Source organism: Natronomonas sp. (genome assembly GCF_047616845.1).
GTDB lineage: Archaea > Halobacteriota > Halobacteria > Halobacteriales > Haloarculaceae > Natronomonas.
In genome coordinates, this window is record NZ_JBLGBY010000035.1 from 1 (window position 1) to 22,437 (window position 22,437).

General features: G+C 64.0%; 23 protein-coding genes, 2 tRNA genes and 2 pseudogenes. 17 read left to right on the forward strand and 10 right to left on the reverse strand.

Annotated features, from left to right (window positions below):
• Positions 1-104 (forward strand): annotated as a pseudogene (locus ACI8UR_RS08200) (IS5/IS1182 family transposase); the annotation flags it as partial.
• 237 nt (positions 105-341) lie between these two features.
• Positions 342-776 carry a universal stress protein gene (locus ACI8UR_RS08205; RefSeq protein ID WP_415087742.1) on the forward strand — a complete coding sequence of 145 codons (435 nt, stop codon included), beginning with the start codon at positions 342-344 and terminating at the stop codon, positions 774-776.
• Here ACI8UR_RS08205 and ACI8UR_RS08210 read toward each other — a convergent pair.
• Both ACI8UR_RS08210 and ACI8UR_RS08215 read right to left on the reverse strand, forming a co-directional pair.
• Positions 773-1,300, reverse strand: coding sequence for a GNAT family N-acetyltransferase (locus ACI8UR_RS08210; protein ID WP_415087743.1), 528 nt, complete (start codon positions 1,298-1,300; stop codon positions 773-775). The genes ACI8UR_RS08205 and ACI8UR_RS08210 overlap by 4 nt on opposite strands.
• Complete coding sequence (locus ACI8UR_RS08215) at positions 1,297-1,665, reverse strand: universal stress protein (protein ID WP_415087744.1); 369 nt, start codon at positions 1,663-1,665, stop codon at positions 1,297-1,299. Before ACI8UR_RS08215 ends, ACI8UR_RS08210 begins: the two co-directional genes overlap by 4 nt.
• 158 nt (positions 1,666-1,823) lie before the next feature.
• Between ACI8UR_RS08215 and ACI8UR_RS08220 the strand changes: the two genes are divergently transcribed.
• Positions 1,824-2,471 (forward strand): DUF5806 family protein, encoded by a 648-nt coding sequence (locus ACI8UR_RS08220; protein WP_415087745.1) that lies wholly within the window; start codon positions 1,824-1,826, stop codon positions 2,469-2,471.
• Here ACI8UR_RS08220 and ACI8UR_RS08225 read toward each other — a convergent pair.
• Complete coding sequence (locus ACI8UR_RS08225) at positions 2,468-2,926, reverse strand: hypothetical protein (RefSeq protein WP_415087746.1); 459 nt, start codon at positions 2,924-2,926, stop codon at positions 2,468-2,470. The two genes, ACI8UR_RS08220 and ACI8UR_RS08225, sit on opposite strands and share 4 nt — an antisense overlap.
• An 85-nt stretch (positions 2,927-3,011) precedes the next feature.
• Between ACI8UR_RS08225 and ACI8UR_RS08230 the strand changes: the two genes are divergently transcribed.
• From ACI8UR_RS08230 to ACI8UR_RS08245, 4 genes are all read left to right on the forward strand, one after another.
• Positions 3,012-5,612, forward strand: a complete 2,601-nt coding sequence (locus ACI8UR_RS08230; protein WP_415087747.1) for a dipeptide ABC transporter ATP-binding protein — start codon at positions 3,012-3,014, stop codon at positions 5,610-5,612.
• An 84-nt stretch (positions 5,613-5,696) separates the two neighbouring features.
• Positions 5,697-7,373, forward strand: coding sequence for an ABC transporter substrate-binding protein (locus ACI8UR_RS08235; protein ID WP_411715754.1), 1,677 nt, complete (start codon positions 5,697-5,699; stop codon positions 7,371-7,373).
• Positions 7,374-7,415: 42 nt separating this feature from the next.
• On the forward strand, positions 7,416-8,459 hold the full coding sequence (locus ACI8UR_RS08240; protein WP_411715755.1) for an ABC transporter permease: 1,044 nt from the start codon (positions 7,416-7,418) through the stop codon (positions 8,457-8,459).
• 19 nt (positions 8,460-8,478) lie between these two features.
• Positions 8,479-9,417, forward strand: coding sequence for an ABC transporter permease (locus tag ACI8UR_RS08245; protein WP_411715756.1), 939 nt, complete (start codon positions 8,479-8,481; stop codon positions 9,415-9,417).
• Here ACI8UR_RS08245 and ACI8UR_RS08250 read toward each other — a convergent pair.
• From ACI8UR_RS08250 to ACI8UR_RS08260, 3 genes are all read right to left on the reverse strand, one after another.
• Entirely contained in the window at positions 9,414-9,638 is a 225-nt protein-coding gene (locus ACI8UR_RS08250) for a hypothetical protein (protein WP_411715757.1), read from the reverse strand. The genes ACI8UR_RS08245 and ACI8UR_RS08250 overlap by 4 nt on opposite strands.
• A gap of 130 nt (positions 9,639-9,768) precedes the next feature.
• Positions 9,769-11,037 (reverse strand): dihydroorotase, encoded by a 1,269-nt coding sequence (locus tag ACI8UR_RS08255; protein WP_411715758.1) that lies wholly within the window; start codon positions 11,035-11,037, stop codon positions 9,769-9,771.
• Between the two features lie 45 nt (positions 11,038-11,082).
• Positions 11,083-11,778, reverse strand: a complete 696-nt coding sequence (locus ACI8UR_RS08260) for a lipoyl protein ligase domain-containing protein (protein WP_411715759.1) — start codon at positions 11,776-11,778, stop codon at positions 11,083-11,085.
• Between the two features lie 51 nt (positions 11,779-11,829).
• Here ACI8UR_RS08260 and ACI8UR_RS08265 point away from each other — a divergent pair, with 51 nt between their 5' ends.
• The 4 genes from ACI8UR_RS08265 to ACI8UR_RS08280 all read left to right on the forward strand — a co-directional run bounded on the left by ACI8UR_RS08265 (position 11,830) and on the right by ACI8UR_RS08280 (position 16,671).
• Positions 11,830-12,663, forward strand: coding sequence for a hypothetical protein (locus ACI8UR_RS08265; RefSeq protein ID WP_415087748.1), 834 nt, complete (start codon positions 11,830-11,832; stop codon positions 12,661-12,663).
• Between the two features lie 470 nt (positions 12,664-13,133).
• Positions 13,134-14,522: a signal recognition particle protein Srp54 gene (locus ACI8UR_RS08270; protein WP_415087749.1), complete on the forward strand. Its 1,389-nt coding sequence runs from the start codon at positions 13,134-13,136 to the stop codon at positions 14,520-14,522.
• A gap of 120 nt (positions 14,523-14,642) precedes the next feature.
• Positions 14,643-15,590, forward strand: coding sequence for an alpha/beta hydrolase (locus ACI8UR_RS08275; RefSeq protein ID WP_415087750.1), 948 nt, complete (start codon positions 14,643-14,645; stop codon positions 15,588-15,590).
• A gap of 97 nt (positions 15,591-15,687) precedes the next feature.
• Complete coding sequence (locus ACI8UR_RS08280; protein ID WP_411715960.1) at positions 15,688-16,671, forward strand: nucleoside recognition protein; 984 nt, start codon at positions 15,688-15,690, stop codon at positions 16,669-16,671.
• Here ACI8UR_RS08280 and ACI8UR_RS08285 read toward each other — a convergent pair.
• Positions 16,668-16,853: a hypothetical protein gene (locus tag ACI8UR_RS08285; protein ID WP_411715959.1), complete on the reverse strand. Its 186-nt coding sequence runs from the start codon at positions 16,851-16,853 to the stop codon at positions 16,668-16,670. The two genes, ACI8UR_RS08280 and ACI8UR_RS08285, sit on opposite strands and share 4 nt — an antisense overlap.
• Positions 16,854-16,959: 106 nt before the next feature.
• Between ACI8UR_RS08285 and ACI8UR_RS08290 the strand changes: the two genes are divergently transcribed.
• The 3 genes from ACI8UR_RS08290 (at position 16,960) to ACI8UR_RS08300 (ending at position 19,584) form a co-directional block, all read left to right on the forward strand.
• On the forward strand, positions 16,960-18,042 hold the full coding sequence (locus ACI8UR_RS08290; protein ID WP_411715958.1) for a THUMP domain-containing class I SAM-dependent RNA methyltransferase: 1,083 nt from the start codon (positions 16,960-16,962) through the stop codon (positions 18,040-18,042).
• Between the two features lie 177 nt (positions 18,043-18,219).
• On the forward strand, positions 18,220-18,423 hold the full coding sequence (locus tag ACI8UR_RS08295) for a hypothetical protein (RefSeq protein ID WP_411715957.1): 204 nt from the start codon (positions 18,220-18,222) through the stop codon (positions 18,421-18,423).
• Between the two features lie 99 nt (positions 18,424-18,522).
• Entirely contained in the window at positions 18,523-19,584 is a 1,062-nt protein-coding gene (locus tag ACI8UR_RS08300; RefSeq protein WP_411715956.1) for a molybdopterin-dependent oxidoreductase, read from the forward strand.
• On the opposite strand, the gene ACI8UR_RS08305 is transcribed toward ACI8UR_RS08300, so the two are convergent.
• Together ACI8UR_RS08305 and ACI8UR_RS08310 are read right to left on the reverse strand one after the other, a co-directional pair.
• A complete protein-coding gene (locus ACI8UR_RS08305) occupies positions 19,568-19,993 on the reverse strand; it encodes an RNA-binding domain-containing protein (RefSeq protein WP_411715955.1) in 426 nt (141 codons plus the stop codon). The genes ACI8UR_RS08300 and ACI8UR_RS08305 overlap by 17 nt on opposite strands.
• Positions 19,990-20,526, reverse strand: a complete 537-nt coding sequence (locus ACI8UR_RS08310) for an AAA family ATPase (protein ID WP_411715954.1) — start codon at positions 20,524-20,526, stop codon at positions 19,990-19,992. Before ACI8UR_RS08310 ends, ACI8UR_RS08305 begins: the two co-directional genes overlap by 4 nt.
• 84 nt (positions 20,527-20,610) lie before the next feature.
• Between ACI8UR_RS08310 and ACI8UR_RS08315 the strand changes: the two genes are divergently transcribed.
• From ACI8UR_RS08315 to ACI8UR_RS08325, 3 genes are all read left to right on the forward strand, one after another.
• Positions 20,611-20,988: a YccF domain-containing protein gene (locus ACI8UR_RS08315; RefSeq protein WP_411715953.1), complete on the forward strand. Its 378-nt coding sequence runs from the start codon at positions 20,611-20,613 to the stop codon at positions 20,986-20,988.
• Between the two features lie 39 nt (positions 20,989-21,027).
• A tRNA-Arg gene (locus tag ACI8UR_RS08320) sits at positions 21,028-21,159 on the forward strand.
• A 91-nt stretch (positions 21,160-21,250) separates the two neighbouring features.
• Positions 21,251-21,325: transfer RNA gene (locus ACI8UR_RS08325), tRNA-Arg, on the forward strand.
• A 660-nt stretch (positions 21,326-21,985) separates the two neighbouring features.
• Here ACI8UR_RS08325 and ACI8UR_RS08330 read toward each other — a convergent pair.
• Positions 21,986-22,437, reverse strand: a pseudogene (locus ACI8UR_RS08330) (hypothetical protein); the annotation flags it as partial.

Consider the following 22,437-nt stretch of genomic DNA (forward strand, 5'->3'; position numbering starts at 1 on the left):
ACGCACGAACAGAAGTGTTCCTTGCATTGTGTCTCCGACTCGTCGTTGCAATCACCAACTTTGAGCGGGGCGATGACCCTGGCCGCGAGAAGCTCAAGCTATGAGATGGATTCTATGACAGGCTCCGACTCATTGCTATCGATTGAACGAATTATACGCCATCCAAAATGGAGTAACGCTCGCCTGCGTCCCCTTCGACTCGGAAGTATCCAACAAGTGGTGGGGAGAAGGCCATCCACAGCAGCGAGAGAACGTGTACATGATCATGTAACGGTAGAGTACGTGAAACCGAGGGCATCGGTCGGGTACAGCTTTTTGATGGCCGGTGTCGACGTGGGAGTATGCAGGTCGAGACGGTTCTGACACCGGTCGACGGCTCGGAAGCGGCCCTGGAGGCCGTCGAATACGCCGTCGCTATCGCCGACCGCTACGACGCCGGGGTGCACGCGCTGTATCTCCTCGGTGAGAACGCGGCGACGGCAATGGATAGCGGCCAGGTCGAGGCATCCGAACTCGCCACCCAAGGCGAGCAGGTGATGGCGAGCGTCCGCGCGTTCGCCGGCGATGTCCCCATAGACCACTCCTCTGCCTGCGGCTTCTCGGTCTCCCGGCTTGCCCAACACCCCGGGAGCGTCATCTTAGACGTCGCCGAGATGCTGGATTCCGATTTCATCGTCGTTCCGCGCGAACCCGTCACTGGCGACCAGGATGCCGTCATCGAGAAAGCCGCCGAGTACGTGCTGGCCCACGCTTCCCAGCCGGTATTGTCCGTTTAATCCTCGGCGAGTCGGGCGGCCATCTCCAGCTCGAAGCCGTCGTCGCCGCTCCGCTCGAAGCCGACCTTCCGGTACAGCGCGATGGCGGGGTTGTTCCACCGCTCGACTGTCAGCCAGATGCGGTCGAGGCCCGATTCGCGGCCGGCGCCGAGCAGCCCCATGATGAGTTCCGTGCCGATACCGGCGTCCTGGTACTCCCGTAGGACGAAAATCGCGAGCTCGGAAGCGTCGTGTCTATCCGACACGAGCATCCCGTGGCCAATCGCGTCCTCCCCGTGCCACGCGATGACGTTGACGCATTCGTCGACGAGCAGGTCGTCGAGCCAGCGGCGAACCCCCTTCTCCTCGGTCGGTGGGATGCCCTGGGCGCGGTCTTCGGGGTTGAACTGCAGATACATCTCGGCGAGGGCGTCGTAGTCGCCGTCGTACCGTTCGATATCGATGTCTCGTCCCTCGCGGTCGACGAACGAGCGGGGTGGAGCTTCGTACGGGCCGGCCACCTCGTCGGGATACTCGCGGCTCATCGGATGAGCGTCACCGTCGTTTTGGCGTTCAATAGGACGAACTCCGCGATAGAGCCGAGCTGCACCTTGCCGAGTGGACTCGTTTCCCCGCCACCGAGGATGATGCGTTCGAACCCTTCGCGTTCGGCGAGCTCGAGCAGTTGGCTGCCCGGATGCCCCTCGAGCGTCCGGATGTCCGCGTCGAAGTCGACATCGGCGAGGTACGCCTCGACGCGCTCGTGGACGTCCGGCACCGCCGGTTCGGATTCGGGGTTCTCGACGATGGCGATGGTGAGGTCGTCGCCGGCCTCCCGAACCCGGTCGACCGCCTGCTCTAGGGCCCGAAAGGAGTCTTCGCTTCCGCCGATACCCAACAGCACCTTCATAAACGATGGTTGTCGGCCGGGAGCAAAAGCCTCTCGCCTGTCGGCCGTCCGCTTTCGCCGTCGTTTCTGCCCGGCGTGGCCGCTCGTCGTTCTGCATCCGTCTGCCGTCCGTCAGACAGCGCCGATACGCTTTTTCGGTGCCAGCACTGACGGCCTGTATGGTTGACGACGCGCAGGCGACGGTTGAGGCCGACGAGGAGGAACCGACGCCGGCGGTCACTCGAATCGAAGGCACCGACGCTGCGTCGGCTGCGGGGACGGCCGACGAGTCGGATATCCCCGCCGACGTCCGGGAGTACGAGCGGTTCTCGAAGATCGACGGCGCGACGTACGACCGGGCCAACGAGTTCCTCAGAGACCGGACGTACGTCACCGCTCGCGAGTGGGCTATCGCGCGGCTCTGTGCGGATTTCCGCACCGAGACCGGCGTCGAGATGACGAAAATCGGCGAGAACCTCCCGGAGCTCGTGCCGTTCATGACCGACACGTATAGCCCACAGGCGGTCAATCAGGCCCGGTCGTCGTTCGACGATAAGGTGCGGAAGGCGGGCGCGACCTTCCTCTACGGCGCGATGTGTGATTTCTACACCGCCGAGGAGCTCGACGACCTGATGTACGAGATCACCGAAATAGCGAAGTTCCTGCTCGAGGTCGAGGGCGTCGAACTCACCGTCGATGAGGAACTCGAAGCCGAGGAGCGCATCTCGAGTGTCATGCGCGAGGTTCGTGAGTCATCGGCGGCGCTGCGACACGACGAACTCTGCTGTCCGGAGTGTGGCCACGAGATGGAGCCGGCGGACGATTAATCCGGGAAGAACGGCTCCGGGTTGACGTGTGAGAAGGTGACAATGTGGTCGTTTTTCAGCTGTCGGACGTGTGTGTAGAGCTGTCCGTCGTGGTTCTGTAGCATCTCGATGTCCTCCCGGCGGTCGTAGTAGAAGGGGATGAAGACGGCCAGTTCGCCGTCGTTCGACCTGACGACTGTGAGACCGAACACGACCCCCTCGGTTTCGCCGCGGAACACCTCGTAGGCGTCGAACGTTCGCTCTTCGACCGCCGTCCGCAGCGGGTCGAACTCCTCTCCGGGGACGACGGCGTCGAGGCCGAACCGGTCGCTCTCGTCTCGGGACAGCACCGTCACGTCGCCGGGGTGGAGTTCGACCGTCTCCCATCCTTCCTCGCGGTGCTGTTCGGCGGTCGCGTGCATGTCCTCGATGACCCGCTCCCAGTGGGGAACGACGTCCTCGGCGGGGTTGTCCATACGTCGGCGCGGGTCGCACGCGGGAAAAACCCTTCTGCTCCGTGTCCCGCAAGGGTTTTAGGCGATATTTGCGAACGTCCCTGCGATGAGCGACTTGCTCTCCCTCGATGGGCTCCGTACGTACTTCGACACCGAACGGGGCACCGTGAAGGCAGTCGATGGCGTCGACCTGACGGTCGAGGAAGGCGAAACGGTCGGCCTCGTCGGCGAATCCGGGTCGGGCAAGTCCGTGACGGCGCTCTCGGCGATGCAACTGGTCGATTCGCCCGGCCGCCACGCCGGTGGCGAGGTCGCCTTCCACGCCGACTCGACGGTGCGTCGGTTCGCCCGTCGCCACCCCGAAGGCGTCGTGACCGATGACGAGGGGTTCATTCACATCGAATCAGCGACTATCGACCGCGGCTCCCTCCCCGAATCGGTTGAGATGCCGGACACCGGTGCCGAGAGTGAGGCCCAGACGGCGGCCCGCCTCATTCGCCAGCACAGTGACCTTGTTGCGACCGACGACGAGGAAGGGCTGATTCATGTCGAGGGATACGTCGACCTCACGGCTGCGCCCGACCCCGTCATGCGCGAGGTTCGGGGCGGCGATATGGGGATGATCTTCCAGGATCCAATGACGTCTCTGAACCCCGCCATCGAGATCGGCGAGCAAGTCGCCGAATCGCTGCGGCTCCACCGCTACGGCGGCCGCCGGACGGATTCGTGGGTCAACGCCGTCCGCGAGATCCTCCCGTTCGGTGACGACGAGTTCGACGAGGAGGTGCTCGCGGACGTCATCGACATCCTCGAAGCCGTCGGCATTCCGGAGGCCAAAGCCCGCCTCGACGATTACCCACACGAGTTCTCGGGCGGGATGCGCCAGCGCGTGCTCATCGCCATCGCGCTCGCCTGTCGTCCGAAACTCCTCATCGCCGACGAACCGACGACGGCGCTCGACGTCACCATCCAGGCCCAGATTCTCGACCTCATCAACGAACTGCAGGACGACCTCGGGATGGCAGTGCTTTTCATCACCCACGACCTCGGCGTCGTCGCCGAGACCTGCGACCGCGTGGCCGTGATGTACGCCGGCGAAATCGTCGAGGAAGGCCCCGTTGAGGAGATCTTCGCGAACCCCTCCCATCCGTACACGTACGCGCTGCTCGAATCCATCCCCCGCGAGGACGCCGAACGACTCACGCCAATCGAGGGGAACGTCCCGTCGCTTGTGGATATGCCCGAAGGCTGTCACTTCGCCGACCGGTGTCCGTGGGCCAAACCGGAGTGCCGCGAGGGCGAGATTCCGCACCTCCAACACGGCGGCGAGGACGTCGACCACCGCTCGAAATGCGTTCTCGAATCCTTCGACACGAGCGAGTACGGGGCCGACCGCGAAGGCATTTCGACGCGAGGGACGACCCGCACCGAGGAGCGACTGCTTGAGGTCGACGGGCTGAAAAAGCACTTCTCGCAGGCCGAGGACGTCCTCGACCGCTACATCGGCGAACAGCCGAAAACGGTGAAAGCCGTCGACGGCGTCGATTTCGACATCTACGAGGGCGAGACGTTCGGCCTCGTCGGCGAATCCGGCTGTGGCAAATCCACGACCGGTCGGACGATTCTCCGGCTTCTCGACCCGACGGATGGGCGCGTCGTGTTCGCTGGCGACGACCTCGCAGGCCTCGATAAGACCGCCCTCCGCGAGAAGCGCCGCGATTTACAGATGATTTTCCAGGATCCGATGTCGTCGCTTGACCCCCGACAAACCGTTGGCTCGACGATTATGGAGCCGCTGAAGATACACGATTTGCCCGAGGAGGAGCCCCCCGAGGACGGCAATCGCCGCCAGCAGCGTCGCGACCGCGTCGTCGAGTTGATGGAGGCGGTCGGCCTTGACCCCGGCCAGTTCGACCGGTATCCCCACGAGCTCTCCGGTGGCCAGCGCCAGCGCGTCGGCATCGCGCGTGCGCTCGCCGTCGACCCCGATTTCATCGTCTGTGACGAACCCGTTTCGGCACTCGACGTCTCCGTACAGGCACAGATCCTCAACCTCCTGCAAGAACTCCAAGAGGAGTTCGGCCTCACCTTCCTCTTTATCGCCCACGACCTGAGCGTGGTTCGTCACATCTGCGACCGCGTCGCGGTGATGTATCTCGGCAAGATCGTCGAAATCGCCGAGACGGACGAACTGTTCGCCGAGCCGAAACACCCCTACACGCAGGCGCTTCTATCGGCGATACCGGAGCCGGATCCGACGGCGGCGAGCGAGCGCGTCATCCTGCAGGGTGATGTGCCGTCCCCCATCGACCCGCCGTCCGGCTGTAACTTCCGGACACGGTGTCCGCAGGTCATCCCGCCGGATGATATCGACATCGAGCAGGACGCCTATCGCGATGTAATGAACCTTCGTGGGCGCGTTGAGGAGGAGGATATCGACCTGGAGGCCGCACGCGCAAGCGCCGGTGAGGGTGTCGCCGCGGATGGCGGTGACCCGGCGAAGGCGGCCCTCTACGTGGAGTTCTTCGACCACGAACTCAGCGGTGAGAACGCCCGCGTCGTCGATTCGGCGCTCGATGCGCTCACCGACGGGGAGTTCGGGAACGCCGCCTCGATGCTCCGTGACCGTTTCGAGAGCGTCTGTGAACGACGCGAGCCGGAGCTTGGCGAGGCAGCCCATCCCGCGTCGTGTCACTTGGTGGAGTAACCACGGCTGGACTGCCCGCCGTGTGGGTTGTTCTCCCCTCACTCCTCCGATGGTATTAAGTCACAACCTTTTGGATTAGACGGTATGCCTTCCAACGACATCGATCGTCGGAGTTTCCTGAAGGCGGCTGGCGGTGCGGCGGCTGCCGCAACGACTGCAGGCTGTACGGACTTCGGTGGTGGCGGCGACGGTGGCGGCGGCACGCTCGTTTACTCCCGCGGTGACCATCCGGAGAACTACGACCCACAGCAGACGACCTCCGGTGAGGTCGCGAAGGTCACGAACCAGATTTTCAATCAGCTGATTCAGTTCGTCCCCGGTGGCGGCGGCGCACTGGAGGCCGGCCTCGCGACCGATTACGGTCTCGAAGGCACCACAGCGAGCCTCACGCTCCGTGAGGGCGTCACGTTCCACGACGGCGAGGAGTTCACCGCGGAGGACTTCCGTGCGACGTTCCGCCGGTTCACGGATTCGGAGTACGACTACTACCTCGGCGACGAGAACGCCTCCGGCTACGGGCCGTTCACGCTCGGCAACTGGATCGATACGGTCAACATCGTGGGCGATTACGAGCTCGAAATCGAGCTGACCCAGCAGTACGCGCCCTTCCTCCGGAACCTGGCGATGTTCGCCGCGAGCGTCCTCTCGAAGGCCCAGATCGAATCGCTCGGCACCGATCCGGAATCGCAGTCCGAACTCGGTACCGACCCCATCGGCACCGGCCCCTTCGCCTTCGACCAACTCGACAACAGCAATCAGCGCGTTCGCCTGACGGCGAACGACGACTTCTGGGGACAGGTACCGAAGGTCGATGTGGTCGTGTTCAACACCATCGGCGAGAACTCCACGCGTGCCTCCTCGCTCATCAACGACGAGTCCCAGATTATCGACGGCATCGGCGCGCAGGCCTCCCAACAGATCGAGGATTCCGACTCCGCGACGCTGGCACAGAAAGACGGCATCAACATCGGTTACATGGCGTTCAACTTCGAGCGCGTCGAAGCCTTCCGCAAGCGCAAGGTTCGCCGTGCCGTCAGCCTCGCGGTGAACACCGAAGCGGTCGTCAATCAGATTTACGAGGGCTTCGCCTCCCAGGCCGACCAGCCGCTCCCGCCGAACGTTCTCGGCTACAACGACGACCTCGAACCGTACGCCAACGACAAGGAGCAGGCCCAGCAACTCCTCGAAGAGGCCGGCGAATCCGACCTCTCGTTCGAGCTCGCGACCTTCTCGAACCCGCGTGGGTACAACCCCTCGCCGGTGCAGACCGCAGAGCAGTTCCGATCAGACCTCAGCGAGATCGGCGTCGACGTCGAGATTAACCAGTTCTCGACGTTCACCTCGTATCTGGAGTACACGGCTGCCGGCAACCACGACGCCTGTTTCCTCGGTTGGTACACCGACAACGCCGACCCGGACAACTTCCTGTACGTCCTTCTCGACCCGAAGGTCGACCGCGAACAGATTCCGGAAGGACAGGACTGGGTCAGCTTCAACACCGAGGGATACAGCACCCTCAACGTCTCCGGCTGGGCGAACAGCGAGTATATCGATATCGTTCGCGAGGCCCAGCAAACCTACGACGAGTCGACCCGCGAAGAACTGTACCGAGAGGCCAATCAGATCGCTCATGACGAGGCACCGTGGGTGTTCGTCGACTACGCGAAGACGCTCCGTGGTGTGAGCAGTCAGGTCGTCGACGGCACGTACACGATCTCCTCGGTCGGCGGTCCGTATCTGAACACCATCGAGCTGCAGTGAGGATAAGGATGGTTTAATCCCGCGAGACACGATCCCCATCGAATGGTTTCGAAGCGCTTCATCCTGAAGCGGTTGCTGCTTTTGATCCCGGTGCTGTTCGGAGTAGCAACGCTCGTGTTCGCCATTCTCCATCTCGCTCCCGGTGACCCTGCGCGGATCATCGTGGGCCAACGCGCCTCCGTCGAGCAGGTCGAGCAGGTTCGCCGCGAACTCGGTCTGAACGACCCCATCTGGATCCAGTACCTCCGGTTCCTCGTCGACGCCGCCCAGTTCGAGTTCGGCGACTCCTACCAGATTTCGAAGGGGACGCCCGTTCATGAGGTGCTGGCCGACCGCCTGCCGGTTACCATCGAACTCGCACTGTACGGACAGTTGTTCGGCATCCTTCTCGGCATTCCGCTGGGCGTTCTGAGCGCCATCAAGCAGGATTCGCTCACCGACCACCTGACCCGTGTCGGCGCGCTGACCGGTATCTCGGTACCCATCTTCTGGTCTGGCCCGCTTCTCATTCTGCTTTTCTCCACGTATCTCGGCATCTTCCCGACGAGTGGCCGCATCGGGACGGGCTATTTCCTGCCCGAAACGTGGTCGCTTTTTGGCATCGAGTTACCGCTGACCGGTATCATCACCCTCGACACGCTGTTGCTCGGTAACGTCGCCGCCTTCGGCAACGCCGCCTGGCATCTGTTCTTGCCTTGTCTCGTCATCGGCATCTACTCGATGGCGCTCATTTCCCGGATGATGCGGTCGTCGATGCTCGAGGTCGTCCGGCAGGACTACATCCGCACCGCCCGCGCGAAGGGGCAAGGCGAGAAGATCACGCTGATGAAACACGGTTTCCGGAACGCGCTCATCCCGGTCGTGACCGTCATCGGCATCCAGTTCGGGACGCTGCTCGGCGGGGCCGTCCTCACCGAGACCGTCTTCGGCATCGGCGGAATCGGTGTCATGCTCGTCAACGCGATCGGCGCCTCCGATTACCCGCTCGTGCAGGGCACCGTCCTCACGTTCGCGCTGCTGTTCACGCTCGTGAACCTCGGCGTCGACATCACCTACAGCTATCTCGACCCCCGCATCCAACAATGAACGCACGCACGGAGGCAGCATGAGTACCGAGACCGAAACCGAGACGGCGGACGTCTCACGTGGCTTCATCGAACGGCTTCGCGCCTCGCCGTTCCTCTCGGAGCTCCTCTCGAACCGACTTGCCGTCGCCGGCCTGACCATCATCATCGGGATGGTGGTCATCGCTATCGTCGCCCGGCTCACGCTCGATTACACGGCGATCACCCAATCGCGACTGGGGACGCTCCCGAACAAGCAGCCACCGGGCTTGATCGCCCCCGGCCCCGCGACGGAGAACCTCTTCGGAACCGACGCGGCCGCCCGCGACATCTTCAAGCGGACGATGTACGGCGCGTGGCTGGCGATGAAGTACGGCACCATCACGGTCGGCGCCTCGACGACGCTGGGTGTTAGCCTCGGCATCATCGCGGCCTACTACGGCGGCGTCACTGACAACGTCATCATGCGGACGATGGACGTGCTGTTGGCGTTCCCGTCGCTCCTGCTCGCGCTCGCTTTGGTCGCCATCTTCGGGGCCGGCCTCTGGAAAGCCGTCATCGCGCTTACGCTAGTGTATACGCCCCGCTTCGCGCGTGTCGTTCGCGGTGCGGCACTGAAGGTGCTCGAAGACGAGTATATCGACGCCACAGTGGCGCTCGGAGCCGACGACCCGCGCGTGCTCGTTCGCCACATCCTACCGAACACGCTCGCACCGATCACCGTCCAGTCGACGCTCAACTTCGGGCTGGCGATCATCGACATCGCGGCGCTGTCGTTCCTCGGATTCGGCGCACAGGCCGGCGCGCCCTCGTGGGGACTGATGCTCTCGAATGGGGTCAACAACGGGCTCCTGAACGGCCAGTGGTGGATGTCCTTCTTCCCGGGCCTCTTCCTCGCGGTGACCGTGCTCGGCTTCAACCTCCTCGGTGACGGCATGCGTGACGCGCTCGACCCACGGATGCGCGAGGCGGTCGACTAACCGATGGCACTCCCGGCGTGGCTCTCCTCCCGGGTTCGGCTCGTCGGGACGGCGCTTGCCTCCGGCTTACTCATCGGCGCGCTCGCGACGCTTGCGCTCTCCTTTGTCCAGCCGGCGGCCGCAGCACAGACGACGGTGTTCGCACTCGGCTCGCTCGTGTTCGGATTTGGCCTCCTTGGGTGGTCGGGGAGTATCCTCGCCGGTCGAGGAATCGAGAACATGCAGCGGCATCTCGACACTGGCACCGATTGGACGGGAACCGATTCCAGACGCGCGATGGCGCGGGTCGGGTCGTTCGGCGCCGGCGTAATGCTCGCCGTTCCGATACTGGCGGTGCCGTTAATGGCCGTCTCAGCCCGAGCGCCGGACGTTCTGTCCGCCGCCTTCCGCGAAGGCGCCCTCGTGGAAGACGACCGCCCCGCGAACCATTGTCAGTTCGGGGAAGACGGCCTGTCGCCCCTCGAACGGCGTCCATCCGCACCGGGAGTGGAGTTTCTCGCCGCGAATGGGAACGCTCGCGTCGGGGTCGACCAACACGAGGTCGGCGTCGTTATCCTCCGCAATTTCGCCTTTTCGCGGCAACTCGAAGATATCCGCGACGTTCGCGGCCGTCACGTCACGAACGCGCTCGTAGTCGATCGTTCCCTTTCGGGCTTCCTCGAGCAGGAGCGGGAGCGCCGTTTCGACCCCCGGAACACCGCTCGGGGCGTCCCAGATGCCGGCGTCTTTCTCGTCGCGGGTGTGCGGTGCGTGGTCGGTGGCGACGATGTCGACGGTGCCGTCGACGAGCCGTTCGAACACGTTCTCGCGGCGCGTCTCGCTCCGGAGCGGGGGATTCATCCGCCCGAGCGTGCCGAGGTCGTCGAGGTCGTCACGCGATAGGAAGAGGTGATGCGGCGTCACCTCGCAGGTCATGCCCGCTTCCGACGCGATATCGACGCCTTCCGGTGTCGATGTGTGTGCGATGTGGATCTCGGCACCGAGGTCGGCCGCGACCGAGCAGGCCCGTTCGACGGCCTCGGCCTCGGCTTCGGCGGTGCGGTAGGCGCTCCACGCGTCGGCATCATCTCGCTCTTTGGCCGACTCGTCGAACAGGTCGGCATCCTCGGCGTGGACAGTCACCGTCACGTCAGCCGCTTCGGCGCGCTCGACGGCCTCCTCGAACAGGTCGGCTTCGATACCCATGTCGCCGGTCGAATCCGCCAGGAACACTTCACCCAGCGCGGCGAGTGGCTTCTCGAGCAGTTCGTCGGGGTTCCATGCGTCGGTGACGCCGCCGTTGATGCCGTAGTCGACGGCCGATACTTCGGCTAACCCCGCCTTCTGATCGAACGTGGCTCCGTCGATGGTCGGTGGATCGGTGTTCGGTTGGTCGAACACCGTTGTGACGCCGCCAGCGGCGGCGCTTCGAGAGCCAGTCGTCCACGTCTCCTTGTGGGAGTAGCCCGGCTCCCGGAAGTGAACGTGGGCGTCTATCATCCCCGGTAGGAGACGTTTCTCGTCGGCGTCCAGGACGTCATCCTCCGCGTCGAGTCCCTCGCCGATTTCGGCGATGCGCTCGCCGTCGATTCGGATGTCCCGAACCCGGCCGTCGGCCAGCGTCGCGTTCCGTATAAGCATTAACCCATCTCCTCAGCGAAGGGTGGTAAGCCTCACGAACCGCCCTTACGCGAGCAGGTCGCTTGCGGACACGTCGGTTCGCTCACGGTCGCCGACGAACGTCGTCTCGATGCCGTCGATAACACGTGCTGGATCGCTGGGGCCGGACGCGCTTTCCACGCTGCCGACCGACTCGGGATCGAACGGCACCCCGAGGGCGGTGTAGACTGGCCCGAGTACGGCGGCAATCTCGTGTTCATCGCGCTCCGTGACGACGATACAGCCGCCGACGAGCGCGTTCATGCGCCGGACGCGCTGGGCAAGCCCGGCGATCTTCCCGTCTCCTTGGAGGGAGTGTTCTCCCGGACAGAACGATTTCTCGGGTTCGCCGCGCTGGACGCTCACGCCGATCGACCGAAGCGCCTGCTGCAGCAGGCCCGTCACGTCCTCATAGCGCGTCTGAATCCCGCCCCAGTCGCTGTCGGTCGGGATGGCGTACGTAAACGCGACAGTCCCGCCAGTGTAGGCGACGGCGTGGCCGCCGACGCTTCGCTTGATGTGCTCGTAGCCCCGCTCTCGCGCTTCCTCGCGGGCGCGTTCGTAGCCGTCGGCGGCCGCATCACGACGACCGAACGCGATCTGTTTGGGCGGCGTCCACGCTCGGAGCGCCGGCTCGCCGGTTTCGTCGACGATGTCGCCGAGTCGCCGTGTCACGTCGCGGTCACGCTCGATATCGGGCAGCGACCCCCGGACGATTCGCATGCCGACGCTACGCGCCGACGGGGCTAAAACGACGCGGGACGAACCGGGGGTATGGTCGCGCTATCGGGCGACGTGATCGCCCGGTACAAACGGTTTTCGCTGTATAATTCGCCGTACCCGGCCCACGACCGCGGGTATGCCATCGACCTCTATCCGGGAACGGAGACGGCTTCATCGCCGGTGGCTGGCGAGGTGCTTGAGACGCGAACCGTCCGCTGTCCGCCGAAGCCGTACGCGGTTTCGGAAGACCATTTGATTCTCATCGACTGCGGTGATGTCGTCGCCAGGATTCTCCACGTCGACCCGAGCGTCGAGGAGGGAGATTCAGTCGCCATCGGGGATTCTCTTGGCCGATTAGTGCGGTCTGGGTTCTTCGGCCAGTGGGTCGACAACCACATCCACCTCGGCTTCCGAAAGCCGACGCAGAACCTCCGGCGGGCATCGGGATCGCTGCCGCTCTCCGTGGACATCTCCGTCGACGGCGTTCCTTGGAACGGCGCCGGCGAGGTCGTCGAGACGGGGCCGACACATCTCTTGCTCGACGCACCGAGTCACGACGGGTCTGGGTTCGCCGCGCTCGCGAGCGATTCGGGCGTGCCGCTGGACGGTGGATTGGCGCATTACTCCGGTGGCGGCGTGCTGGCGGAGGCGCGTGGTGAGGTGTCGCTACTCGGAACGCCGGTGGGGACGGTCGACGGTGAGGGCGTCGAGTGGCGCGACGTGGCGATTCGAGCGAACGGGGCTCGCGCGACCGGGCTGTCGCTGTTCGCATCTCGGGTGCCGTTCGGGGCCAAGGTTATCTTCCACGAAGGCCACGATTTCGCGGTCGGCGACCACGTCGATGTGTCGATAGAGCCGACCGACGACCCGATTCGGTTGGGCTGACAGCCAGCGCTTGCGGCCCTGATATCGGCCACACGCCCGCGGCGGTGCGCTGGGCTCCCGCCGTGTTCGCCGCGGGGTTGTCTCACGTCACACTCCGGGCTGGCCGCGGTTTCGTACATAAACCCTAGCCGTGCTGTTCGCGGTGTTGTTCGTTCTTGCGTGGTACGTCTCGTCGTCGCGGATGCGTTCGAGATACTCCTCGATGCGGAAAGGACGCCCGCACGCCGCCCCTCGCCCGCGCCGCGTGCGAGGACGTAGGCCGTATCCGGCCCGGTGAGAGGATGAGCGCGACCGCGGCGGCGAGATACACCGCGAGAGTTCGCGGCCCTCGCGGGGGTAGCGAACGAGTCGCGCGTCGACGCTCTGCTTGCGGAGGAAAAGATAGCCGGTCGTGACTGCTCTGTCCGCTGCTGCCGTGTGTCGATGTGACGAACAAAGCCTTTACCGGCTGGATAGCCTACACACAGTAAATGGTACTCGACGACCTGGGCAGTTCCCTTCGGGGAACGCTCGACAAACTACAGGGGAAAACCCGCCTCAGCGAGGAGGACGTCGAGGAGATCGTCAAGGAGATTCAACGCTCTTTGCTCTCCGCTGACGTCGATGTCGACCTCGTGATGGAGCTTTCCGACTCCATCCGAGAGCGCGCCCTTGAAGAGGAGCCGCCCTCCGGAACAACCGCGAAAGACCACGTCCTCAAGATCGTCTACGAGGAGATGGTCGAGCTCGTCGGTGAATCCACTGAGCTCCCACTGGAAGAACAGACCATCGTCCTTGCTGGCCTGCAGGGGTCGGGAAAGACCACAAGCGCCGCCAAGATGGCGTGGTGGTTCTCGAAGAAAGGCCTGCGACCGGCGGTCATCCAGACTGACACGTTCCGGCCCGGCGCTTACGAACAGGCCAAGGAGATGTGTGAACGCGCCGAGGTCGACTTCTACGGCAATCCCGACGAGGACAACCCCGTCAAGATCGCCCGGAACGGCCTCGAAGAGACCGCCGACGCCGACGTTCACATCGTCGACACGGCCGGTCGACACGCGCTGGAAGACGACCTCATCGACGAACTCGAGGATATCGAGCGCGTCGTCGACCCCGACCGGAACCTGCTCGTGCTTGACGCCGCAATCGGCCAGGGCGCGAAAGACCAGGCCGAACGGTTCCATGACGCGGTCGGCATCGACGGCGTGATGATCACCAAACTCGACGGGACGGCGAAAGGTGGCGGTGCCCTCGCTGCCGTCGACCAGACCGACTCCTCCATCGCCTTCCTCGGAACCGGTGAGGAAGTGCCGGATATCGAGCGCTTCGAGGCGTCGGGCTTCATCTCCCGGCTGCTCGGCATGGGCGACCTCAAGCAGCTCTCCGAGCGCGTCGAGCGCGCGATGCAGGAGACCCAGGAGGAGGAAGATTGGGATCCGGAAGACCTCATGCAGGGTGAGTTCACCCTCAAGGACATGCGGAACCAGATGAACGCGATGAACAAGATGGGGCCGCTCGACCAGGTGATGGACATGATCCCCGGTATCGGTGGCGGCATCAAAGACCAGCTGCCGGACGACGCGATGGACATGACCCAAGACCGGCTCCGGGATTTCGAGGTCATCATGAACTCGATGACCGACGACGAACTGGAGAACCCCCGCTCCATCGGCCAGAGCCAGATCGAACGCATCGCCCGCGGCTCCGGCACCGACGAGGAGACGATTCGGGAACTCCTCGAACAGCATAAGATGATGAGTCGGATGATGAAGCAGTTCCAGGGCATGGGTGACGGCGACATGCAGCGGATGATGAAGCAGATGCAGGGCGGTGGTGGCGGCGGTGGCGGTATGGGCGGTATGGGTCCGTTCGGCGACTGAAGCCACCGGTTTCGTTTCAGCGCGTTTTGACAATCTGTTTCAATAATCTCTCAGAGGAATCCCGCTTCCGCCGCCCGTGGCGGCATACAGGCTCAAGTAGCTTCAGCGGTAGGTGGTACCATGGCAGACGAACCCCATCCACAGCTGCACGGCATTCTCGACATGGTCGCTGACACGCCGAGCTTCGAAGACGTCGGCGTTGAGGGCGCTAGACAGCAGTTCGACGCAGTATCGACGTTCACGCCCGCACACGAGGTGTACGACGAACTCGACATTACCATCCCTGGGCCGGGTGGCGAGATGGACGCTCGAGTGTACCGCCCTGGTGAGGGTGACCGCCCCGTGCTCGTCTACTTCCACGGTGGCGGCTTCGTCGTCGGCGGGCTGGATACCCACGACATCATCTGTCAGAAACTGGCCGACGAGAGCGGCTGGACAGTCGTCTCCGTCGACTACCGGCTCGCGCCGGAACACCCGTTCCCGGCGGCACTCGAGGACGCTTACGCGGCGACGGAGTGGGTCGCGGAGAACCAGAGTGCGGTCGGCGGCAACGGCACCATCGCGGTCGGCGGCGACAGCGCCGGTGGGAACCTCTCTATCGGCGTGACGCTCATGGCACGGGACGCAGAGGCCGACGAGACGATAGAGAAGAGTCCGGATATCGCCCACCAGGTGCTGTACTACCCGGTGACGGCCGGTTCATTCCACGAGCACCCGAGTCGCGAGGAGAACGCCGAGGGGTACTTCCTCGAGAAGAAGACGATGGAGTGGTTCACCGACCAGTACGTCCAGTCGCCGGCACACGCGCGAAACGAGTATCTCGTGCCGCTTCTGGTCGACGACCTCTCGGGGCTGCCCTCAGCGACGGTCGTGACGGCCGGATTCGACCCGTTGCGCGACGAGGGCGACGCCTACGCCGAGGCGCTTGAGGAAGCCGGCGTCGACGTCTTCCACGCCAAATACGACGACATGATTCACAGCTTCGCGAGCTTCATCGGCATGGTCGAGGCCGCCGACGACGCCATCCGGGTGGCAGCGTCCGGGCTGGACGCCGCGCGCGAAGACTGACACCGGCAGCCGGATTTGGCGCCGTTCGATCCCTGTTCTCCGACGCGAATCGCCCCGAACATAACCGTTTCCTGCATCGCGCTACTCGTTCGGCTGAATGGCACCATCGCTCGGCGCGCTGCTGGTCGGCGAGGTGCTCCCCCGCGTCATCACCATCGCGGTGGCCATCGCGGCGGGCGTCACCTTCGCGAACCTGCTCGTCGCCTTCGGCGTCATCGACTACATCGCGGCGCTGTCGAAGCCGCTGACCGCCCCCGCGAATCTCCCCGACGAGGTCGGCGGCGCTATCCTCACCACGGCCGCCTCCACGACCGCGGGCTACGGCATGCTCGCCGAATACCGCGATTCCGGGCTGCTCGACGACCGCGCGACGCTCGTCGCCGTCACCATCAACACGTTCTTCGGCTTCGTCCAGCACATCTTCACCTTCTATGCGCCCGTCCTGATTCCGATTCTCGGCCTCCGGGTCGGCCTGCTGTACGTCGGCACCCGCGCCGCCATCTCGCTTGCCATCACGATTACGGGCGTCGTCGCCGGCGCGTTCCTGCTCTCGGCGCGGAACGTCAACCCCGACGCGATGGCCGACATCGAACCCGAGGCTCGCCCGGATGGCGGCGACGCGACACCTGTTCGCGAGAAGCTCCGTGCGGCGGCCCGCTCGGGCGTCGAGAAGACGTGGGATATCCTCCCGCGGCTGGTCGTCGTCTACACACTCGTCGTCATCCTGACGGCGTACTACGACCTGGAGGCGCTGACGGGCGGGGCGGCCGACCCGCTGGCGACGCTGACCGGGCTGCCATCAGCGGCCGTTCCCGTCATCGTCGTGTACGCCTTCGACACCACGAGCGGGGCGGTGACCATCGCGCCGCTCATCGAGGATGGGGTGTTCACGGCGCGGACGGCCGTCGCGACGATGCTGCTCGGCGGTATCGTCTCCTTCACCGTCTCGACGTTCAAACGCTCCATCCCGTTCCAGTTCGGTATCTGGGGCGCGGAGTTCGGCACGAAGGTCGTTATCGTCAACACGACGCTGAAAATCGTCTGGATCGCCGTGGCGCTCGTGCTGTTGCTGGCGGTTTAGGCCCTGAAAATTCGAGAGTACTGGTTCAGTCCCTCAGCCGCGACGCAGAGGCGGCTGCCGTCCCACTGGGCGTCGATTTCCTCGATTTCGAACCCCTCTTCGCTCCCGTCCGTACCGAACAGGCGGGACGGGAGGCCGAACTCACTCGTCCACGCTCCTGCCGGCGTGGTCGGGAACGCCATCTTGTGGCACCTCCACTCGGCAGTATGCTCGCGGTTCAAAATAAATCTCGAAATAGTTTATCCGGCGTGTCGGTGCTCTTTTACTCGTGCTCCCGGTAGCGACACCGTGCATCTCCTGGCGACGACGAACGGCGGGCTCGAATCCATCACTGCCGCCGAAACGGCGACCCTCGTCGGCGTCGATGCCGACGTCCACCACCGGGGCGTCATCGAGTTCGACGGGAACTACGACAACGTTTACGACCTCCACTATCAGTCGCGCACCTGCCACCGGCTGCTTGAAGTGCTGGTGGACGCCCCCATCTCGGAGCTGTCGGACGTCTACGACCGGGTGCGAGAGGCGGCCATCGCTGAGCATCTGCCGTTCGAGTCGTTCGGCGTCGTCGGGACGCGGCACGGCACCCACGAGTTCACGAGCATGGACGTCGCAGAGCGCGTGGGGCAGGCCGTTATCGACGAATACCGCGAGGAGACGAGCAAGCGCCTGCCGGTCGACCTCGACGACCCAACCGTGCGGCTGGAGGCGTACCTCTACGACGACCGCTTCACCCTCGCCGTCGATTTGACTGGCGACTCTCTGCACAAGCGCCCGTACCGTGTCTGCGAACACGACGCTCCGCTCAGAGCGACGCTCGCGTACTCGATGCTCCACATCGCTGAGTACGAGGCCGACGACCGCCTCGTCGACCCGATGGCAGGGTCGGCGACCATCCCCATCGAGGCCGCGCTGTCGGCGGCTGACCGCGTGCCCCGTCCCGACCTCGACCCCGCCTTCGAGGTGTTGCCGAACTACGACGCCGAGGCGTTCTACGACCGCCGCGCCGCCCACTCGACTGGCGACCCGGCGCTCGATATCGAGGCCCGCGAGAAACGGCAGAAATGGCGCAAATGCGCCCGCGTCAACCGCGAGGCTGCCGACCTGGAAGGGAAGGTCGACATCGCCGAGGCTGACGCCCGCGAGGCGGCCATCGATGCCGACTGCGTCGTCACGAACCTCCCGTTCGGCATCCGGGTCAGCGACGACCTACGGGGGCTGTATCAGGCGTTCGCCGACCGCGTCCGCGAGGGCGATGTCGACCGACTCGTCGCGCTCACGACGAAACCTGACCTGCTCCCGCTCGATGCGGTCGACCGCTACGATATCCCATACGGCCGTATCGATGCCGCTATCGTCGTCTGCGAGCCGTAGCCTGTACGTTCGTTGGCAACGATTGCGGCCAGTCGGTATCTTTATGAACAATCGTGTAATACAGTGGAGTATATGCGAAACGCTGCTCGCGCTCGTGGTTCGCTGCTCGCCGCGGTACACGTACGCTAGTCCTTCTTTTGACCCGTACCGCTGCCGACCACCGAACACACCCAACACATGAGCACACAACCGACACCCGATTCGCAGATGACCGATCCCCGAACGACCGAAATCGCAGCCCGTAGTGGCGCCGACCCGTGGGCCGACGCCGACAGCGCCGAGCCGACGCTAACCGCGGCGAAGGCACCCCGCCAGTTCGAACCCACTCGGCACGAGCGGCTTCGGAACCTCATCGACGACGAGAACGCCTACTGTAACTGATACGGACGGCTGTCCGTCATTTACGACAGTTGCGCCCACTGCGAGGAGGTACGGCAGCTGTGGGCGAAGGTATTAGCGGCTCGCACGCCTCGTTCACACATGGAACGGCCGGCGTGGCTGCGCGCGCCACATCCGCGGATACTCGACGGCTCGCTGCTTCTCGCGGTCGCGTTCGTCCTCACGACGGGCATCGTGAGTCTGTACTCCGGCCGGCCGAGCAGAGCGTGGGTGTTCCTGACCCACGGCATCGGCGGGCTGACGCTTGCGGGTCTCGTGGCGCTGAAACTCCGTCGCGTCCGACACCGGGTGGCCGGCGGCCTCCGGAACGCCGTCATCGCGCTGTCGGTGCTGCTCGCTGCGGTCACCATCGGTGCGCTGGCGACGGGCACCGCCTGGGTGCTCGGCGCCGACCTCGACCTCGGCCCCTGGGGCCTCCTGAACCTCCATATCGGCCTCGGACTGCTCGTCGCCGGCCTGCTGGCCGGCCATCTCGTCTTCCGCTTTCGGCTCCCCCAGCGTCCGGATTTCGAGGGCCGACGGACGGCCATCCGCTACACCGCCCTCGTCGCTGCGGGCGCTGCGACCTACCGCCTGCAAGGTGTGGTCAACGGCGCCCTGGAGACGGCCGGCGCTCGGCGTCGCTTCACCGGCTCGAAGGAGGACGGCAGCGACGAGGGCAACGCCTTTCCGGTAACGAGCTGGGTCGCTGACCGACCCAACCCCGTCGACGAGGCGACGTGGTCTCTGACCGTCGACGGCGCTGTTGCCAACCCCATCGAACTCGATTACGCCGAGGTCGGCGGCGACGAGGTTCGCGCCCTCCTCGATTGTACCAGCGGCTGGTATTCGGAACACGACTGGCAGGGCGTTGCTGTCGGCTCGCTGCTCGATGCTGTCGACCCCGACGAGGACGCCGCGTGGGTGTCGTTTCGCTCGGTCACCGGCTATCGCTGGAGTCTGCCCATCGACGAGGCACGCAACGTGCTGTTGGCCACGCATGTCGATGACGAACAGCTCACCCACGGCCACGGCTTCCCGCTGCGTCTCGTCGCTCCCGGGCGCCGCGGCTTCCAGTGGGTCAAGTGGGTCGAATCAGTCCGCGTCACCCGCCGCCGCAGCCACAGCGAGCGAATCGCGATCTTCGTCAGCGGCTTCCGGTAGAATCCATCGGCTGGCCGTCCTGGGTCGGCGGCGCGATGTGGTCGATGAACGTCTCGACGTCGGGTTCGTTGACCGTGACGCGGACGTGGATATCGCCGAGTTCGCCGCCGCTGCCGACCGCGAAGTTGATGACGCCGCGGAACGCCGCCTGCTTCTTCAACTCGAACGTGAACGTGTCGTCCTCCTGGTTCGAGAAGAACGCGCCACGGGCAGTGTCGAGAATAGCCTGCTCGTGGAGCCGCTCCGAGAAGTGCTCCATCGTGTGACACTCCGCGAGGAGTTCGCCGGGATGGGACTCGATTTCGGCTTCTGGGAAGATGTTGCGGATGGCGTCGGCAACGCGGTCGCTCACTTCGGTGTCGTTGACCGGTGCAGTGATCTGGACGTCGATGCTGTATATCATCGTCATTCGAGTATCCTCTGGGCGTGTTTGCGGAACTCCGCCAGCGAGCCCGTGTTGTCGATGGTGAGGTCGGCGCGGGCAAGCGCCTCGTCGAGGCCAAAGCTCAGTTCTCGCTCGTCGCGGGCCGCGAGCCCCTCGCCCCCCTCGCCGACCTTGTCACGGCCGCGTTCGTTGACACGCTTTTCGCGCACCGCGAACGGCGCTTCGATGCTGACGAGCGTGAAGTCGTCACCGAATCGCTCCTCGAAAATGTCGACCTCGGCGCCAGCACGGATGCCGTCGACCAGAACGGTGTCGCTCTCCGCCGAGGCGTCCTCGATGTGCGGCAGGGAGGCCTCGGCGATGGCCGCGGGGCCGTTCTCCTGGCGAAGCGCCTGTGCCACCTGGCCGTGGTGTTCGGCCGGGTCGAGCCCGCGCTCGCGGCACTCCGCTCTGATGACGTCGCCCATCGTCACGACGGGGATATCCAACTCCTCGGCGACGGTCGCGAACTCGCCTTTGCCGCTGCCCGCCAGCCCGACGGTTCCGATGACTCGCATTCGTCTATGGATACTTCGAGCGCTCGTTTAACGGCTTTGCTCGCCGGCCACCACACTCATGCCCCCTGCGGCGCAACACCCAGTATGGGCGAACGCTCCCTCCTCACCCGTGCGCTTTGGTTCCTCTTCGTCGGCTGGTGGCTCACGCCACTGCTCGTCAACGTCGCGTGGCTGCTCGGCATCACCGTCGTTCTCCTGCCGATTTCGGTGAAGCTCATCAACCTCGTGCCGACGGCGCTGACGCTGAAAACGCCGCAGTCGACCGTCGACCCCGAAAGCGCCCGCAGCCAGCACAATCTGCTCGTGCGGGCGGCGTATTTCGTCTTCGTCGGCTGGTGGCTGAGCTTCATCTGGGCGAACGTGGCGAACCTGTTTGCGGTGACCGTCATCGGGTTGCCAATCGCCATCTGGATGCTCCATCGGCTCCCGTTCGTGCTGTCTCTGTACCGCTACGACGGCTGATTCGTACGGTTTTTGTGGCGGCACCCGCTACTCAGTGTAGGGCACGTAGCTCAGCCCGGATAGAGCGTCGGACTTCTAATCCGACGGTCGTGGGTTCGAATTCCGAAAGACTCGCTAGGCTCGTCTTTCGGCGTTCGCGAACCTGCGGTTCGCTCACTCCCACCGTGCCCGCGAATACCTCGGCTGATCCAGTGAACCGCTACGTTCGGGTGATATTTCGCTTCGCAACGTCTTTGCAGTTCGGGCCAGAACGCGAAACCAAGGGCACGTAGCTCAGCCCGGATAGAGCGTCGGACTTCTAATCCGACGGTCGTGGGTTCGAATCCCACCGTGCCCGTCCGCAAACCTTCGCTTTAGGACTTCTACGTAGAAGTCTGCCTAAGAAGCTCTGTTTCCCATATTCATGGGATTCTTAACATGAAGTCTGTTCTCTCAATCCGGGGTTCGTTAAGTACCTGAACGCCCTTCCCCGCTTGCTGTCGATTCCCATACTCGGATTCAACGGATATTGTTCTATCACTTGCTCTCCCCCCACCCACTCCACTGCTTGTGAACCACCGATTCGGAAAGAGTCAGAGCTGGGCCTCTTCACGGGGTTGGATCGCGATGGTTGTAGACGCCCGTCCAGCCACCGCAGGCGAGATAGCGGGAGAGTCGGTGTGCCCGGCAGCGCAGCGACCTTTAGGAGCGAGCAGTCCGGAACGGGGCGCCGGCGCCGACGGCGCCGCGCATCGACCCGACCAACCGGAAGCGGGGGCTTGTCCCCCGATCCGGAAGATCGAGCGCATGCTCTCGACCAGAGGGAGAGAGCCCCCGAGTTGCGTGGTAGAGGTGGTTGCGGTGAGTGACCAATTTTCCATCCACGGCTCGCACGCACCAGACTAGGAGTCCCAGTCTCGGCCTTCAAAAACATCCTCAGATGACTATCGGTAGTCCATCCGGTTCGAATCAGAAGGTGGTTTCTTCGGCGGAGCTTGCTAGATTCTTCTATATGATGTCATAAACTATCCACAGCAGAGTTCCCCGGATCAACTTCATTGACGAATCCAAGGATTCTCGTAGTCGCGTCAGGGTTTTCTTCGACATTTTTAAAATAGTGTATCATTCCCTGTACGGCGTTGTCCTGTTTATGATAATCCCACAATTTTAGTTGGTTCTCAATGTCCGAATCTGCCAGGACTAACACCCCTTCATCCACCAGCGTTGATCGAGCGCTTCCTTTGATCGAGCTGCACATCACGATTGCTATTGCCCCCGTGTTTTGAGCAAGTTCACGAAGGCCATTCAGTTCCCTCTCAACAACTGAATCGGTAACGGGTTTGTCCTTAGCTTCAAGAGATACCATTAGATCTGGCCCGATGTACCCATCAATATCCCCCAACCGATTCTGTCGTGATGAACCAGTTCGCAAATTACTAGTTCGAAGTGATAGGTGTTGCCACTCGGCCT